Genomic DNA, 16,237 nt, shown 5'->3' with positions numbered 1-16,237 from the left:
GTCCATGGCGACCGACCAGAACTCCGACACGACACAGACCCCGCCGTTGACGCAGCTCAGGCACGAGCTGGGACGCTACGTCGGCGCCCGCGCCAGGCGTACCGCCCGCAGGGCCGGGCATCGCCTCAGTGAGGCGGCGGACCGGCTGCTGGACGTGGACGAGGACAGCGGTACGGTCCCGAAGGTCGGCAGCCGGGTCCTGCACGGCGAGTCGCCGGCCGCGGCCATCGCCGCGGAGACGGGGGCGAACCTCACGAGCGGAGTCGTCGGGAAGGTCAGGAACGCCGTCTCGGGCGGCGACGGCGATTCCGACGACGGCGACGAGTCGGCCGACGGCAAGGCCACGAACATCATCGAGATGATCGACGTCGGGGTTCCGCTGCGTACCGCGTACGACCACTGGACCGAGTACGACACCTTCAGCGGGTTCGCCAAGGCCGCCCAGCACGCCCGGCGCGGCGACGAGGCCGTCAGCGAGTGGACGGTCAAGGTCGGCCCGTCGACACGGACCTGGAAGTCGACCGTTCAGGAGCAGCTTCCCGACGACCGCATCGTCTGGACGTCCGAGGGGTCGACGGGCACCACGCAGGGTGCCGTCAGCTTCCACGAGATCACCCCGACGCTCACCAGGATCCTCATGGTCCTCGTCTACCAGCCGAGCGGCATCGTGGAGAAGGCCGAGAACCTCTGGGGTGCCCAGGGCCGCCGGGCACGGCTGGACTTCGAGAACTTCCAGCGGTACGTGACCTTCTCCGAGGAGGAGGTCGAGGGGTGGCGCGGCGAGGTCCGCGAGGGCGAGGTCGTGGAGACCCACGAGGAGGCCATGGCGCGGGAGGAAGACGAAGCGGAGGACGAGGAGTACGCCGACGAGGAATACGAGGACGACGAGGAGGGGGCGGGCTGATGGCTGACCCGGAGACCGCGCCGGAGGCGAGGAAGCCTGCCGGCGAGCCGGACGTGCTGCTCGACGTCGAGGAACTCCACGTCGACCGGATCGGTCTGGACGTCGAGGACCTCCGGGCCAGAGTGGCGCTCCGCGCGGAGGTGCAGGACCTGCTCACGCTCGAAGTGGGTGTGGACGCCGTCCTGGGGAAGGTCGATCTCGACATCGAGGGGGTGCAGGCCAAGGCCCTGCTGAAGGTCAACCTCGACAACGTCGTCGCGATCATCGAGAACGTCCTGCGCACCATCGACCGCAACCCCCAGATCCTCGAGTCGGTCGCCCGGCCCGTGGGCGAGGCCGCGGAATCGCTCGGTCAGGGTGCCGGGCGCGCGGCCGGCGAACTCGGCCGAGGCGCGGGCGAAGCAGTCAGGGACGTGGGCGAAGGCGCCGACGAGGCCGTCAGGGGCGTCGGTTCTGCGGCGGGCGACGCGGCTTCGGCGGCGGGCGACGCCGCGCAGGAAGTGACGGGTACGGCGTCCTCCACCGTCGAGGGCGCCGCCGGGGACGCCGACGCGCCGTCGAGGTCCGCCCCCACCGAGCCGCCGCAGGAACGCGCGCCGGAGCACGCCCGCCGCCCCCGCCCCCGCCGCCACCGCAGGCCCGCCCCCTCCCGCCGCACCGCCGCCGCCCGCCGCCACCTGCACCGCTGATCCCGGTCCGCTGCTCTTCAGGGCGTTGGCGCGCAGGCCGGCGGTGACCTTCAGGGCGTGGCGCGCAGGCCGGCGGTGACGATGGCGAGCATGGTGCGGGCCGCCCGGGTGTCGTCGCCGGCCGCGCCGGCCACCGCGGTGACCAGGGCCAGGACTTCGGGCCAGTGGAGGGCCGGGGCGACCAGGCCCTCCTGCTGGGCGCGGGTGAAGAGGGGGAGGGCGGTCGCACGGATGCGCTCGTGCCATTCTTCGACCTCGGCGGCCGATCCCTCGGGGGCCAGGGCGTAGGCGGCGACGAGTGTCTCGCGCAGGCCCCGGCTGGCCTGCATGTGGGCCACGACGACGCCGAACCAGTCGAACAGGGCGCCGGCCCCGCCGTCCTCGACCCGGGTGGCGGCCTCCGCGCAGAGGGTGTCGATGATCCGGGCGTAGACCGCGCTGACCAGCAGGCGCCGGGTCGGGAAGTGCCGGTACAGCGTCGCGTTGGCGACGCCGGCCCGCTCGGCGATCAGGTCGAGGGGCGCGTCGGCGCCGGCGGCCTGGAAGACCTCGGCGGCGGTGTCGAGCAGCCGCGACCGGTTGCGCTGGGCGTCCTGGCGGGTCGGCCGGCCTGCCATGCCGCCCTCCTTGTTCATCCGGGGAGTCTCCCCGTATTGTGGCACGCACACCGTGCCGGGGAGTCTCCCCGTTTATCGAGAGTCGGGACCACCCATGACGTCTTCGAGCCCCGCCCAGGTCGTGCGCGCGATCAACGACCTGCGTGCCGCAGGCGACTTCGACGCGGCCGTGCAGTACATCGCGCCGCGATCCCTCGACCAGGGCGTCGAGTCCGACCGCGAGCAATGGCGCCGCAAATGGGAGGGCATCGTCGCCGGGGTTCCCGACTTCGCCGTCACCGCGCTGCGGAGCGTCGAGAACGGCGAGTGGGTCGCCAACCAGTACCGGATCAGCGGCACGCACACCGGGGACTTCTTCGGCCGCCCCCCGACCGGGCAGCGGTTCGAGGTCGCCGGCATGGACATGGTCCGCGTCGTCGAGGGCCGCGTCGTCGAGCACTGGGTCGTCGCCGAGCCCTTCTGATCCGGGCGCGATCGGCGATCGGCGGTGCGGGCCGGGGCGAGTGGAGCCGGTCCCCGGCCCGACCCGGCGGGCAGGCTGCGGGCGCGCCCTGCGATCGTTGGCAGATGTTCACCACGCCACCGCGGCCGGCCGAAGTCACCGTGCTGTTCCCCGAGATCGCCGATCTGGCCCGGACCGCGGTCCGCCTGCATCCGCGGCGCGGTACCCCGCACGCGCAGCAGAGCTCCGTAGCCGGGCCGATGGTGTGGCCTGCGGACGAGGAGTGGCCCACGTGCCGGCTGCCGCACCTTGTCGAGGTCCGGCGGCCGATGACCGATGAGGAACAGGAGCTGCGGCGCCGTGCGGGCGAGCGGCTTGCGGCCGCGGCGGCCCGGTCGGGGGCCTCGTCCCTCGCCGCCAGGTTCGAGGCCCGCCGTAAGGAAGCGGCCGGCGCGGACTCGGCAGAACCCCCGACGGTCCGCACCTGGGAGCCGGCGGTGCCGCCGGAGCCCGTTCCGCTGCTGCCCGTCCTGCAGCTCTTCGCCGCCGACGCGCCCCCGATCGCGTTCCCTTCGGGCACGGACCTGCTGCAACTGCTCTGGTGCCCCTTCCAGCACCAGGAGGCACCCGGGCAGAAGCCCCACTACAACGGGCCGGCCGTGCACCTGCTGTGGCGTGCCGCCGCCGGGCTCGCCACGGCCGGCACCGCTCCCGCTCCCGCTCCCGGCTCCGAGAGCGGCTACCTCCTGCAGCCGTGCGTGCTGCACCCCGAGCAGGTCACCGAGTACCCCGACGTCGAGGACCTCCCCGAGCCGCTCCGGTCAGATGTCCTGGAGTGGGAGGAGGACGAGGCCGACCCGTCCGGCGGCGAGGAGCCGCGGGGCTACGACTACCGCAACGACCTGAGCACCGCGACAGGTCTCAAGGCCGGCGGCTGGCCGTACTGGCCGCACGGTCCCCGGCCGCTCGGTTGCCCCGACTGCGGCGGTGCGTCGAGCCTGCTGCTGACCGTGCCCAACGGCGAGCGCGGGGCCGACAGCTGGACCCCGGCGGAGGAGCAGCACGTCACCGTCGGGCGCGCGGACGGCCAGGCGTTCCACGACCCCACCGGCTTCAGCGGCGCGCGCGACGCGCTGATGGTCTTCGTCTGCGCCGAGGACCCGCACCACCAGGCCTACGTCGACATCGAGTAGCCGGCGGGGACTTGTCGGAGGGTGCGGATAGGTTCTGCGGCATGGCGAGCCCGACCCACACCTATGCCTACCCCGGTGCATCGACGTACTCCTCCGACGCGGGGCTGCGGCTGGCGACGTCCGGTGCCGTGACCCCGGCCGGGTGGCTGGGGGAGGCGCGGTTCTTCGACGGGGCGCTGCGGCATCCGCAGGCGGCGGCCGCGGCCTTGAAGCCCGGGCCGGGAGGGTTCCGGCCCGGGCTTCGGCTGTGCGCTACGCGGGGGGTGTCAGAAGGCGGTCAGGCCGTCCGGGGTGCCGTTGCCGGTCGGGCCGTCGTAGCCGGGTCCTGCCGTGCACTGGTAGTCGCCGCCGCAGTCCGTGCCGGCCGCGTTGCTGCCGCTGGTCACGTCGGTCAGGCCTGCCGTCGCGGTGTAGAGGCGGGAGGCGTCGCCGAAGCGGGCCGGGTGGCCGGCCAGCGCGATGACCGCGGCGAGCATCGGTGACGAGGCGCTGGTGCCGCCCACCACCGACCAGCCGCCGCCCGGGTCGCCGGTCTCGTCGGTGTTGTACACCGCGAGGCCCGTGTCGGGGTCGGCGTCCATGGAGACGTCGGCGGTCATCCGGCCCGGGCAGTTGGCGTCGTGCTGCCATGCGGGCTTGTCCACCCAGGCCGAGCAGCCGCTGCCCGCCCCCTGCCACGCGCTCTCCGACCAGCCGCGGGCGGTGCCGGGAGCGGGGGTGAGCGTGGTGCCGCCGGCCGTGATCACGCTCCGGTAGGCGGCGGGGACGCTGGGGATGCCGTAACCGGCGTCCCCTGACGACGCGATGACGGCCACGCCGGGATGCGCGTAGTCCGCGGCGAAGGCCGCGTTCTGGTTGCTCTCGGCGGCGGCGTAGCTGTTGGAGATCTCGGTGGCGCCGAGCGCGGCGGCCGTGTCGACGGACGCGGCCAGGGTCGCGCCGGCCGCCTGGTCGGCCTCCACCAGCAGCAGGTGGCACGCGGGGCACAGCGCCGAGGCCGCGTCCAGGTCGAGGGCGGCCTCCACCGACCAGCCCAGGTCGGGCGGGAGCGGGGCGGCGTCCCCGCGCTGGTCGGCCTTGCGGAAGCAGCCGTTGGCCGTGGTGCAGGGCGGCAGCCCGAACGTCGTGCGGTAGACGGCCAGATCGGCCTCGGCCCGCGGGGCGTCGCCCGCCTCGACGACCGCGATGGTCTGGCCCGCCCCGCCGTCCGCGGGCAGGTGGTACGCGGCCCGCAGCTCGGCCGGCCCGTAGCCGGGCGGCAGGGCGGCGAGCGACGCGGTGCGCGCGTGCGGGCCGCGTACTCCGCGGCCGCCGTGCACGTCGGTACGGACCTGCGCCAGGCACCGCGCGAAGCCCGGCTTCGCGGACCCGCACACCTCGCGGACATGGGGGCCGGTCGCGGCGGAGGACCCGGTGGGGACCAGCGCCAGGGCCGCGGCGGCTGCCGCGGCGGCCAGCGCGTTCACGTACCGGCGCGGGGACTTGGGGCGTGCCGTCATCGCAGGCCTCCCGCAGCGAGGGTGTACGCGTCGGTGACCGTCTGGGCCAGGGAGCCGCCGGCCGCGTCCGTCGCGGTGACCTTGAGGACGGGGGCGGTGGTTCCGGTGTTCCTCCAACTGGCGTGGTAGGTACCGCCACCGGTGCCGGTGAGGGTGGCCGCCTGCCAGGTCGCGCCGCCGTCGAAGGAGACCGACACCGCGGCCGAGGTGATCGCGGCGAGCGAGCCGTGGCCGTCGTAGGAGAGGTGGCCCACGGTGAGGTCCATGGTCTGGTCGGCCAGGGCGCTGGTGTTGGACTGGTCGGAGTCGAGGCGGTAGGCGAGGGTGAGGGCGGGCATGATCCGGCAGCCGGTCTCCGGGCACGGCACGTCCGCGGGCAGGGCGAGGTCCGGATCGGCCCGGCCGGTGTCGCGGAAGGTGAGGTCGGTGTGCGTCCGCGTCGACTGGGTCGCGCCGGTGGCGGTGAGGTCGGTGTCGTAGACGGCGCGGTAGGTGGTGGGGCCGGCAGCGGCCGGGACCTGGGCGCCGACGACGTCCGCCTCGTCGACGACCTTCGCACCGTTCTGGTACAGCGTGAAGTGGGTGCCCGTGGCGGTACTGCCGATGTGGTCCGGCTCGCTGTCGCCGGTCGGGAGGTACAGGCTGAACAGCCCGTCGCCCGCGCAGGCGGTGCAGTCCCGCAGCTGCTGGTCGCGGTGGGCGCCCAGGGCCGGGGCCAGCGGGCCGTGGCCCCAGTCGATCCGGCGGGTGGTGCCGGCGGCGAGGGACGTGATGTCGGACTCGAAAGTGCCGAGCTGCGGGGTCAGTTCGCTGAACAGCCAGCTGCCGCCGTCGGCGGTGCCCAGGTACTCGGTGCGGTTGCCAGGTATGGAGGTGCGGCCCGGGTCGACCGGGGGCGCGAGGACGGCCTGGCCGGCCGCCTCCACGGCCCGGGTCCAGTCGCTCACCGGCAGGACGTAGAAGGCGCCGGGGAAGTCGCCGCCGGCCGGGTCGGCGGAGAAGTGCTGCTCGACCGTGGCCAGCCGGTCGGCGCGCGCGGCGAAGGACTCGTCCGCGGGGACGTCGTCGGAGCCGAACGCCAGGTCGTAGCGGTACGCCCCGCCGTCCGGCGCCGAGCCGCCCCACTGGACGACGTAGCGCGAACCGCCGGGCGCCGCGGGCTGCGAGTTGACGTAGACGGCCTCGGTCGACGGGTCGCCGATCTGGACGCTGTCGAAGGAGACGATGCCGGTCGGACCCTTGCGGAACCAGGTGAGTTTGAGCAGGTCCGCGGTGGCGGGCCGGGGTGTGGTGACGGTGACGCGCTTGTCGGCGGCGCTCTCGTCGGCGGCCACGGTGGTCGTGCCGGCGCCGTCGGCGACCGTGGCGTTCTGCGCGACCTCGCGGTAGGCGACCGCGCTGCCCTTCGCGTCGTGGTCGAGGAAGACGGTGTAGATCGCGTAATGGCCCGCGGGGACCTGGACGTTGCCCTCGCCGCCGTCCACGGGGACGGCCGTGCCGAAGCGGCTGACGTCGTCCGTGTTGAGCACGATGCTGCCCATCGGGGTGTCGGCCGGGGCGCCGGCGAGCCCGGTGGCGTTGATCTGCAGCGTGTGCAGGGGGAAGTCGGGGTGGGCGGCCGCGCCCGGTGCGCCGCTGAGCCGCACCGAGCCGAGGGCCTCCGGCAGGGTCCGCCCGCGTACGGCCCCGGCGAACGCGGCGGCGGAGGCGGGGGTCAGGTACCCGGTGGCGGTCGAGCCGTCGACGGAGGTGAGGCGGACTCCGGGCGGGGCCGTGGGGGTGGCGCCCGCCGCGAAGTCCAGGGTCACCGGGATGCGGCCGTCGCCGGCGGTCTGCCGGGCCAGGGCGGTGACGTCGAACAGCGACAGGTCGAGCCGGCCGCCGATCTCGGGCATGGCGTCGGCCGGCAGGGTGTACCTGTCGCCGTCCCCGACGCCGAAGGAGAGCAGCGCGCCGCCCGTGTCCTGTCCTGGCAGCACGCGGTACGCGGTGACCCGCTGCCCTTCCATGTCGACGCGCACGCGCTGGCCGGTGACCAGGGTGACGGTCTTCGCCACGGGCGCCGCTATGGCCCGGACGTGGGGCGCGGTGGTCGTGGCCGCGGTGGCGGGCGGCCCGCCGGTCAGTGCCGCGGCGGCGGCCACCGCGGCCGAGACCGCGAGCGCCGACGCCGCGCGGCCGTTTCCAGTTGTGGTCATGGTTGTCCTCCGTGGGGGGATTTCTGGGGGATGGACGCCCGCCGCCCGCAAGCACCCGGGCGGCAATCCGTGGCACCCCCACGGGAGTTCACTGTGACACACGTTACTTGTGTGACCCAGGGTGCGGACGTGACGCGTTGTCACGAGCAGGCGCACCCGCCGAGGCCGAAGAGGACGTCGTAGCCGAGCAGTCCGCCCAGCCGGAAGCCCCCCGGGGCGTAGGCGAGCGCGGCGACGACCACGTAGCCGGCGACCCACAGCAGCACCGCGCGGTCACTTCGAGGGCGGTCTCCACCCAGGTGAACACCCCGGCTCCCGAACCAGTCCCGGCCAGTTCGGCGAGTGCCGCCGTCACCGCCGGCTCGTCGCCGAGGTCGGCGACCGCCCAGCGGGTCAGGTAGGGCCGCTGCCAACTGCTCGCTCGGTTCGCGGTGGTGACGGTGCTGCCCGCGGACCCGCCGGGGCTCAGCCGGCCGTCTCGCGCAGCGGCCGCAGGGCGAGCGCCACCCGCTCCAGCTCGGCGAACATGCCCTTGGCGGACTGGGCGTGCGCCTCGGTGCCCTCGAAGCGGCCGTCGACCATGGATCGGCCCACGAAGTGGATGGACACCGCCTCGGTGAGCGGGAACATCCTCAGCGTGGTGACGACCTGCTTGGCCATCTGCGCCGCCCGCAGGCCCGCCGAGGTGTTGCCGTAGCTGACGAACGCGACCGGCTTGTACTGCCACTCGTAGTACAGGTAGTCGATCGCGTTCTTCAGCGCCGCGCTGATGCCGTAGTTGTACTCCGGCATCACGAACACGAAGGCGTCGGCCGCCGCCACCGACTCGCTCCACCGCCGGGTGTGCTCCTGGGTGTAGTCGCGCTCGGAGGGGTGGTGCGGTTCGTCCAACAGCGGCAGACGGAAGTCGGCGAGGTCGACGGGGTGGACGTCGAACAGGCCGGACCCGGCCGCCAGCGGGAGCAGCCACTCGGCCACGGCAGGACCTACCCGCCCGGGGCGGGTGCTGGCGGTCAGGACGTGCAGGCGGGGCAGTGACACGGGAGGGACTCCTTGCGGCGTTTCGGGGAAGGACGGGTGTGTGCTGATCGCTTCCGGGGACCGCGGGTCAGCCGCCCGCGGCCGGCCCCCGCTGCGGGCGCAGGTCCTGCCGCAGTTCGAGCAGCTGGAACTCGATCTCGGTGTGCTCGTCGAGACGGCGCGTCTGCGAGCGGACCGTCACCGTCTCCAGACCGGCCCGCTCGGTGATCGCGGCCAGCTTCGCGGTGTTGCCGATGCTGCTGAAGCCCAGCATCAGGCGGCCGTCCGCGGTCAGGTGGCCGCGCGCCTCGTCCACGTACCGGCGGTGCGCGTCGTAGCTCGGGTCGAAGAACGCGTGGTGCAGGTCGGTCTCGTTGACGAAGTCCGCGGGCGGCTCGGCGAAGTTGGAGTTCCAGAAGACCAGGTCGAAGCGGTCCGCGGGATCCAGGGCGGAGAACAGGTCGCTGTGCAGGACCCGGACCCGGTCGCCGACGCCGTGGCGCTCGACGTTGCGCCGGGTGTTGTCCACCGCGGCGGCGCTGATGTCCACCGCCGTGACCGCGGCGCAGCCGGACTGCGCCGCGACGACCGCGGTGACGCCCGCCCCCGAGCCCATCTCCAGGAAGCTGCCGCCTTCGGGGTAGGGCAGCCAGGTCGAGAACAGCTCGGTGACCGGCGTGTAGGTCGGGCTGAACACGCCCTCCAGCAGATCCCATTCCCTGCCGAGCAGCGAGAACTCGGCGGGGCGCGCGCCGTCCTCCTGGTGCCTGCGCAGCAGGGCGTCGCCCCGCTGGTATCCGGTGTCGTCCACGGTGTGCTCCTTTCCGGGGTGCGCCACGTCAGGCGCGCTCGACGAGTGCCAGCACCCGGGTGGGGCTGCCGGAACCGCGGACTATCGGCAGCGGGCCTGCCACCAGCAGCGCTCCGGTCGGCGGCAGCAGCGCGAGGTTGCGCAGCTGGGTCAGCCCGTACTTCCCCGCGCCGTGCAGGTACCAGTGGCAGGGGAACGGCTGGTCGGTGAAGTCGCCGGCCAGGCCCGCGTCGGTGCCGACGGTCTCGACGCCGAGGCCGAGCAGCGGCGTCTCCTCGGCGAGCCACTTCGCGCACTCGGGCGCGACGCCGGGGGTGTGCCGGCCGTTGATGAAGCGCACGGCGTCCTCGCGGCGCGCGTCCCAGCCGGTGCGGTAGAGCAGCCAGCCGTCGGCGGGCAGCGGGCCGTGGGCATCGGTCCACGCCTCGACGTGCTCGCGCCTGAGCAGGAAGTCGGGGTCGCCGGCGACCTGCTCGGTCATGTCGATGACGGCGGCAGGGCCCACCAGCCGGCCGGGCGGCACCTGCGAGACGTCCGGCAGCCCCTTGCCGGAGAGCCAGTGCGCGGGCGCGTCGAAGTGGGTGCCGGTGTGCTCGGACAGCCGGATGTTGTTCCAGTAGACGGTCGGCCCGGCCTCGTCGTAGTCGCTGATCACCTCGCGGGAGAACGGCCACGGCTGGCCGCGCTCCGGCGGCAGGTCGATGATCGGGGTGTCCTCGGACAGCGGCGCGGTCAGGTCGACCACCTCGACGGTGCCGTCGCGCAGCGCGGCCGTCAGGTCGGCGAGCACGCTCATGCGACGACCTCCCGTGCGGGCAGGACCGGCGTGCACCACTGCGGGCGGCCGGCACGGGCGCGTACCGCGTCGTCGTAGTGGCCCTGGAGGGCGGCGGTGACCGGGCCGCGCTTGCCGTCGCCGACCGGGAGGCGGTCGACGCTGGTGATCGGCAGCAGCTCGGACATGGTGCCGCACAGGAACAGCTCGTCGCAGGCGTGGAGTTCGGCGCGGTCGATCTCGCGGCGCTCCAGCGGCAGGCCGAGGTGCTCGGCGGCCAGCTCCTTGACGGTGGCCACGGTGATGCCCTCCAGGACGCCGCTGGTGCCGGGCGGCGTGACGAGCCGGTCCTCGCGGACCATCACCACGCAGGAGCCGGGCGCCTCGGAGACGGTGCCGCGCCCGTTGAGCAGCAAGGTGGTGTCGAAGCCGTTGCGGACCGCCTCGTGCTGCGCCAGGCGGCTGTTGTGGTAGTTCGCGCCCGCCTTGATCCTGGTGGGCATCGCGTCGCTGCTGATCCGGCGCCAGGAGGAGACGGACGCCGCGACGCCCTGCTCGTGGGCGGCGGAGCGGCCCACCGGGGTGGAGGTGATGTGCACGCCGGTCTCGGTGGTGTGGGCCAGCGGGTCGAAGTGCGGGCCCATGCCGAAGTAGGCGACCACGCACACGTGCACGTCGGTGCCGTAGCCGTTGGCGAGCACGAGGTCGTTGCACGCCTGGGCCAGTTCGGCGTCGGTGTGCTCGATCTCCATGTGCAGGGCCTTCATCGACTGCCGCAGCCGGGCGAGGTGGTCGGCGACCCGGAAGGCGTGCAGCCGGTCGTCGCCGGGGCCGCCGGCGTAGACCCGGATTCCCTCGAAGACGTTGGCGCCCCAGAAGGCGCCCTGGCTGCGCGCGTGCAGGACGCACTGGTCCCAGGGCACGACGCGGCCGTCGAGCCAGGCGTAGGGCGGTGGTGTGTCGGTCATGGACGGTTTCCTTCCACAAGGGACATGGCGGGGGTGCCGATGCCGGTGTGCAGTGCGGTCGCGAAGTGCTCGGCGCCGTCCCCGCGGGCCGCGAGGTGGCCGTCGGGTCGCACCAGCCACCACCCGCCGCGCTCGGCGCCGTAGGTGGTGAGCAGTTCCGCCCGGCCGGTACGGACGGCGGTGGTGCCTTCGGGCAGCCCGTCGGCGGGCGCGCCCTGCGGCAGCAGGGCCACCAGCCGGACCGGGACCGGCCAGGGCGCGGTGCGCGCCCGCTCGGCCAGCGGGCCGAGGACGGCGGCGGCGCGGGCGCCGTCGGAGGCGGCGGCCAGGGCGACGAAGCCGGCCCCGAGCAGTTGCCGCAGCCGGGTCGGCCCCCCGCCGGCGTCGACCGGGCCGTCCGGCGCGAAGGCGCCGAGCAGCCGGTCCCCGCCGGCCGGCTGCACCAGCGGGGACGCGGTGTAGACGTACGGCTCGGCCATCCGGCCGCTGTTGACCCGGTCGCGGGCCGCGCCGAGCGAGCGCGAGAGCGTCAGCAGCGCCGAACGCGCCCAGCGGCGGGCGCGGTTGGGCGGCACCATGAAGCGGATGGTCGCCTCGGTGACGGCCAGGTTCTCCTTCGCGGCCGCGTATCGCTCGGTGTGGTAGGTCTCCAGGAGCTCCTCGTCCGCCCGGCCCTGGTGGACCAGGGCGAGCTTCCAGGCGAGGTTGTCGGCGTCCTGGATGCCGCTGTTCATGCCGCGCGAGCCGTACGGCGGCAGGGCGTGCGCCGCGTCCCCCGCGAAGAGCACCCGGCCGACCCGCAGCCGGGCGACCACCCGCTGGTGGAAGCGGTAGGTGCTGACCCAGTCGATCTCGTACGGGATGTCGCCGATGACGTCCCTGACCCGCTGGTGGAAGCGGCCGTCGGCCCGCTCGGCGTCGATGTCGGCGTCCGGCGGCAGCTGCCAGTCGATCCGCCAGATGTCGTCCGGCTGCGGGTGCATCACCAGCTGGCGCCCGGGGTTGAAGGACGGGTCGTAGTGGAAGTGCCGCTCCTTGGCGAGGGGCAGCTTCGCCTTGATGTCGGTGATCAGGAAGCGGTCCTTGTGGGTGTAGCCGGTCCACGCGACGTCCAGCAGCTCGCGGGTCCTGCTGCGCACCCCGTCGCAGGCGACCAGGTGCGAGAAGCGCAGGGTGCGCTCGCCCTCCGGGGTCCTGGCCGTGACGGTGACCGCGTCGCCGTCCTGCGCCACGTCGACCACCTCGTGGCCCCAGCGAAGGTCGCAGTCGGGGTGCTCCTCCGCGGCGGCGGCCAGCACCTGCTCGATGCGGTGCTGGGAGATGTTGACGAAGGGGCCGAAGCCGGTTCCGCGCGGGTACTCGGCGGAGCGGATGACCCGGTTGCGCACGTACGTCCTGGCGACGGTCCAGGTGACGCCCTCCTCGGCGACGGTGGCCGCGCAGCCGAACTTGTCCAGGATCTCCAGCACGTCGCCCTGGATCAGGCACGCCTTGGAGCCCTGCTTCACCAATTCGCCCGAGGACTCCAGCAGCACGCTGGGGATCCCGAACGAGGCCAGCCGCAGGGCGGTCACCAGGCCGACCGGGCCTGCGCCGATGATGCCGACGGGCGCGTCGAGTGCGGTCATCGGGTCCTCGCCGCCTGCTCGTCGGCCGCCAGGGCCTCCGCCTGCGGTTCGTCGACGCCGCCCCCGCCCGCGCCGACGCTCTCGAAGACCGGAATGGACCGCACCGACGCCAGGTAGGGCGTGCCCTCGGTGTAGCCGGTGCCCGGCGCCTCGCCGAGCATCCGGACGGCGAGCCGGTAGTGGGTGTTCCGCCATCGCATCAGCGCACGGGCGAAGCCCTCCATGGCGGCGGCGAGCCGCTCGCGGTCGGCCTCGGACAGGTCGCCGGACCCGGCGGCCTCGCGGTAGGCGTCGTCGAGGGTGGCCTGCCCGGCCAGCACGCGCTCGCGCACCTCGGGCACCCACGTGTAGGCGGCCGAGTCGACCCGTTCGGGGTCGGGGCGGCGGCACAGCGACTCGACGAGCTTGTAGTTGCGCGACTGGATGGCGCTGGCCCCGTCGGTGAACTCGCGGAACATCCGGAAGGACTCGACCTGCATCGTGGCCAGCATCGAGAAGAGCGGCGCCGACTCCGACAGCGCGGTCCGCGCGCCGGCCAGGAAGTGCTCGGCCCGCTCCACCTGGCGGCCGGCCATCGCCGCCATCGCACCGCGCAGGTGCACGGCGAGCAGCGCGAACGTCGTCTCGAAGGTCTGGAGCACGCGCAGGAAGAGGTACTCGTCGTGGGCGGTGTCCACTGGCAGCACGCAGACCGACAGCGCGCGCCGTTCGGCAAGCGACATGTCGGAGCGCACCAGGAAGCAGGCCTGCCGGGCGAGTTCGGCGGGGTTGTCGGCGGTCAGCCCTGCCGCCAGCGACATCCGGGCGAGGGCGGGCCGAATCGCCCGGAGCCCGTGCTTGAAGCGCTTCTCGACCTGGTCGTGGGCCGGGCGCATCTTCGGCAGCAGGTCGGATCGCCCGTCGGCGACGGCCAGTTCGAAGGCGAAGGCGTCGCAGACCAGCTGGGAGGTGAGCCGGTCGCAGCGGGAGCGGGCGAAGGGCGCCTGCTCCACCGGGTCGGTCACCGCGGGCAGGTCGAGCAGCCCGAGCGCCAGGTACGACGCGTAGTCGTAGCGGCCGTCGGGCTTGTCCAGGGCGGTGCTCAGGAAGGAGGCGAGCGTCTGGACGTGCGACCAGGGGCCGTTCAGGGACGGTAACCGGTCGCGTACCTCGGACAGAGCCGCAAGTAACTCCTGCGGTACGAAGTGCTTGCCGACCCGCTGGTACTGGCGGACGACGGCGTCGTAGGGGAACTTCTCGGGGTCGGGGTCCTGGAACCAGGACCCCAGCTCGGCTCGCAGCACGAGATCAGCCCTTCGGTGAGCCGGCCGGGAGGCCGGTCGGATGGTGGGAGGGGACAGCGGCCGGGGGACCCGGCCTGCGGCCGCGGCGGAGGTCGTCGAGCGCGGCGCAGAGCGCGGCGACGTCCGAGGCGCTGCTGTAGTAGTGGAAGGACAGGCGGGCCACCTCGCCGCGGGCGCTGACCGCGATGCCGCGCTCGGCGAGGCGGTGCGCCAGGCCGCCGGGGTCGGCGTCGAGCAGCCCGACGTGGGCGCCGCGCCGCTCGCGCGGCAGCGCACGCACCCGCTCGCCCTGCGCCGTCAGCCGGTCGACCGCCAGGTCCGTCAGGTCCAGGATGTGCGCGCGAACAACCGCCAGGTCGAGGCCGCCGACCAGACCGAGGCCGGCAACGCCCGCGTACGCGGCGGGGATTGCCGGGGTGCCGGTCTCGAAGCGCCCGGCGCCCGCAGGGAAGTCCAGGGTCGTCGGGTCGAAGGCGAAGGGGTCGACCCGGCCGAACCACCCGGTGAGCCGCGGGAGCCGGTCGGTGGGCGCGGGTCGCCGCGCGTAGAGGAAGGCGAGCCCCGGCAGGCCCAGCAGGTACTTCATCGTCCCGGCCACCAGGTAGTCGCAGTCCAGGGCGGTGACGTCGACGGGTTCCGTGCCCACCGCCTGGTAGGCGTCCACGAACACCTGGGCGCCGGCGTCGTGCGCCAGCCGGGCCACCTCGGTGACCGGCAGCCGGGCCGCGTCCTGGTAGCCGGTGAGGGGCACCGAGACCAGCCGGGTCCGCTCGTCGACCAGCCGGGCGTAGTCCTCGGCGCCCGGCGCGTGGACGACCTCGGCGCCGCGCGGGCGCTGGGCCAGCCACACGTGCGCGATCGAGGGGAACTCCAGGGCGGTGGTCACGATCCTGCTCCGCGGCGCCCACTCCAGCGTGGACGCCACCTGGTAGGCGCCGACGGAGGCGTTGGGGACGACCGCGACCTGCTCGACGCGCGCCCCGATCAGGTCCGCGAAGCCCTGGCGGGCGCGGGCCACCTGCTCCTCGAACAGGCCCCACGGGGCGCTGCCGCGTGCCATGTCGTCCAGCATCCGGTCCATCGCCGCGTCCAGGTCGAGCGACCGGGCGCCGAGGCTGCAGCTCGCCAGGTGGACGCGGCTCTCCAGCGCGGGGAAGCGCCGCCGGAAGGCGGCGGCGTCGGGGGCCGCGACCGCGGCCGGTCCCGCGGTCATGAGGACGGCTCCGCGAGGTGGTAGTCGCCCATCGGGCCGGTCTGGGTCAACTCGGTGCGCACCCGCCACAGTTCGGGGAAGAACTTGTGCTCGATGAGCTTGCTGAGGACCTCCACCTGGGTGCCCTGGGTGCCGATCACGCCGTTGCCGATGACCCGGGTGAGGACCTTGTAGTGCCGCACCCGCCACAGGGAGACCTGCTCGTCCCAGGCGATCACCGCCTCGGCCAGCCGGTACGGCGCGGTGTACTGGCCGGATCGGTACAACTCAGCGACGTCCAGGCCGCGTTCGTCGACGTACGCCTGGAAGGCCGCTCCCAGCCGGCGGCTGTGCCGCTGCACCCCGCGCCAGCCCGGCGAGTCCGCGCCCGAACCGTGGCCGAGGATGGTGCGCATGGTCTGGAAGTCCCAGGGCGACAGGTGCCGCAGCATGTCCAGCTGTCCGGTGATCAGTTCGACCCCCAGGCAGGCCCGGGTCAGCAGCTCGATCGCCGGGTCCTCCTCGCCCCTGGCCAGGTGCTCGCTCGCCTGGGCCAGTTCCGAGCAGGCCAGCTTCAGCCACAGCTCGGTCGACTGGTGAACGACCTGGAAGAGCAGCTCGTCGCGGTGGACGACCTCCTCGGGGCGGCGCTGCAGCGAGAGCAGGGTGTCGGTGCGCATGTAGCGGGCGTAGTCGTCCTTGCCCTCGCCGTTGAGTATCTGCTCGGAGTAGTCCCTCATCGCGTCACCTCGGATTGGCGTCGTGGGTATGCGGGCGTCCGTCACGGTCGGGCGGATGGCTTTGCACGGGAGAACCCCTTTCCTGACAGCGGCCATGGGTGGGGCGCACCGGCGCGCCGCGGTCAGGGCGTCGCAGGCACGTCGGTCGCGGGTGGCATGCGCAGGTACGGAAGGCGGAACCGGGCAGGTCCGCTCGGATGGCGCGCGGCGGGTCGTGCCGCACGCAGGCAAGGGGGCGCGAGCGGCGGTGCAGGGCCGCGGCGCGCGGGGGACGGGAG

At 73.9% G+C, this 16,237-nt stretch carries 16 protein-coding genes; 4 read left to right on the top strand and 12 right to left on the bottom strand.

The features are described 5' to 3' along the window. Nucleotides 1-4 precede the first annotated feature (4 nt). A complete protein-coding gene (locus tag NFU81_RS35835; RefSeq protein WP_251499842.1) occupies nt 5-904 on the top strand; it encodes an SRPBCC family protein in 900 nt (299 codons plus the stop codon). Continuing rightward, complete coding sequence (locus NFU81_RS35830) at nt 904-1,593, top strand: hypothetical protein (RefSeq protein WP_251499840.1); 690 nt, start codon at nt 904-906, stop codon at nt 1,591-1,593. Before NFU81_RS35835 ends, NFU81_RS35830 begins: the two co-directional genes overlap by 1 nt. Nucleotides 1,594-1,643: 50 nt before the next feature. Here NFU81_RS35830 and NFU81_RS35825 read toward each other — a convergent pair whose 3' ends face one another. Further along, on the bottom strand, nt 1,644-2,210 hold the full coding sequence (locus NFU81_RS35825) for a TetR/AcrR family transcriptional regulator (RefSeq protein ID WP_251499837.1): 567 nt from the start codon (nt 2,208-2,210) through the stop codon (nt 1,644-1,646). 94 nt (nt 2,211-2,304) lie between these two features. Here NFU81_RS35825 and NFU81_RS35820 point away from each other — a divergent pair, with 94 nt between their 5' ends. Further along, complete coding sequence (locus NFU81_RS35820; protein ID WP_251499834.1) at nt 2,305-2,673, top strand: ester cyclase; 369 nt, start codon at nt 2,305-2,307, stop codon at nt 2,671-2,673. Between the two features lie 104 nt (nt 2,674-2,777). Continuing rightward, on the top strand, nt 2,778-3,845 hold the full coding sequence (locus NFU81_RS35815) for a hypothetical protein (RefSeq protein ID WP_251499832.1): 1,068 nt from the start codon (nt 2,778-2,780) through the stop codon (nt 3,843-3,845). Nucleotides 3,846-4,111: 266 nt separating this feature from the next. Here NFU81_RS35815 and NFU81_RS35810 read toward each other — a convergent pair whose 3' ends face one another. From NFU81_RS35810 to NFU81_RS35765, 11 genes are all read right to left on the bottom strand, one after another. Further along, nucleotides 4,112-5,344, bottom strand: a complete 1,233-nt coding sequence (locus NFU81_RS35810) for a S53 family peptidase (protein WP_251499830.1) — start codon at nt 5,342-5,344, stop codon at nt 4,112-4,114. Continuing rightward, nucleotides 5,341-7,542: a hypothetical protein gene (locus NFU81_RS35805; RefSeq protein WP_251499828.1), complete on the bottom strand. Its 2,202-nt coding sequence runs from the start codon at nt 7,540-7,542 to the stop codon at nt 5,341-5,343. Before NFU81_RS35805 ends, NFU81_RS35810 begins: the two co-directional genes overlap by 4 nt. A gap of 140 nt (nt 7,543-7,682) precedes the next feature. Beyond that, nucleotides 7,683-7,808, bottom strand: coding sequence for a hypothetical protein (locus NFU81_RS40920; RefSeq protein ID WP_274037144.1), 126 nt, complete (start codon nt 7,806-7,808; stop codon nt 7,683-7,685). Nucleotides 7,809-8,007: 199 nt separating this feature from the next. Continuing rightward, nucleotides 8,008-8,577, bottom strand: a complete 570-nt coding sequence (locus tag NFU81_RS35800; RefSeq protein ID WP_251500138.1) for an NADPH-dependent FMN reductase — start codon at nt 8,575-8,577, stop codon at nt 8,008-8,010. 73 nt (nt 8,578-8,650) lie between these two features. Further along, the gene (locus tag NFU81_RS35795) at nt 8,651-9,373 is read right to left on the bottom strand and encodes a methyltransferase (RefSeq protein WP_251499825.1); all 723 of its coding nucleotides are present in this window, start codon (nt 9,371-9,373) and stop codon (nt 8,651-8,653) included. Between the two features lie 28 nt (nt 9,374-9,401). Beyond that, on the bottom strand, nt 9,402-10,169 hold the full coding sequence (locus tag NFU81_RS35790; protein ID WP_251499823.1) for a cyclase family protein: 768 nt from the start codon (nt 10,167-10,169) through the stop codon (nt 9,402-9,404). Then, nucleotides 10,166-11,116: an aminotransferase class IV gene (locus NFU81_RS35785; protein ID WP_251499820.1), complete on the bottom strand. Its 951-nt coding sequence runs from the start codon at nt 11,114-11,116 to the stop codon at nt 10,166-10,168. Before NFU81_RS35785 ends, NFU81_RS35790 begins: the two co-directional genes overlap by 4 nt. Further along, a complete protein-coding gene (locus NFU81_RS35780; protein WP_251499817.1) occupies nt 11,113-12,744 on the bottom strand; it encodes an FAD-dependent monooxygenase in 1,632 nt (543 codons plus the stop codon). The genes NFU81_RS35785 and NFU81_RS35780 overlap by 4 nt, the downstream gene beginning before the upstream one ends. Beyond that, entirely contained in the window at nt 12,741-14,027 is a 1,287-nt protein-coding gene (locus NFU81_RS35775; RefSeq protein ID WP_251499814.1) for a tryptophan 2,3-dioxygenase, read from the bottom strand. Before NFU81_RS35775 ends, NFU81_RS35780 begins: the two co-directional genes overlap by 4 nt. A 4-nt stretch (nt 14,028-14,031) precedes the next feature. Then, nucleotides 14,032-15,240 carry an aminotransferase class V-fold PLP-dependent enzyme gene (locus tag NFU81_RS35770; RefSeq protein ID WP_251499812.1) on the bottom strand — a complete coding sequence of 403 codons (1,209 nt, stop codon included), beginning with the start codon at nt 15,238-15,240 and terminating at the stop codon, nt 14,032-14,034. Continuing rightward, nucleotides 15,237-15,959, bottom strand: coding sequence for a tryptophan 2,3-dioxygenase family protein (locus NFU81_RS35765; protein WP_251499810.1), 723 nt, complete (start codon nt 15,957-15,959; stop codon nt 15,237-15,239). Before NFU81_RS35765 ends, NFU81_RS35770 begins: the two co-directional genes overlap by 4 nt. Nucleotides 15,960-16,237: the final 278 nt, after the last annotated feature.

The sequence above is a fragment of the Actinacidiphila cocklensis genome (assembly GCF_907177275.1).
Taxonomy (GTDB): Bacteria; Actinomycetota; Actinomycetes; order Streptomycetales; family Streptomycetaceae; genus Actinacidiphila; species Actinacidiphila cocklensis.
The sequence above is the reverse complement of the archived record's forward strand: the minus strand, read 5'-3'. Positions and strand labels throughout refer to the sequence as shown.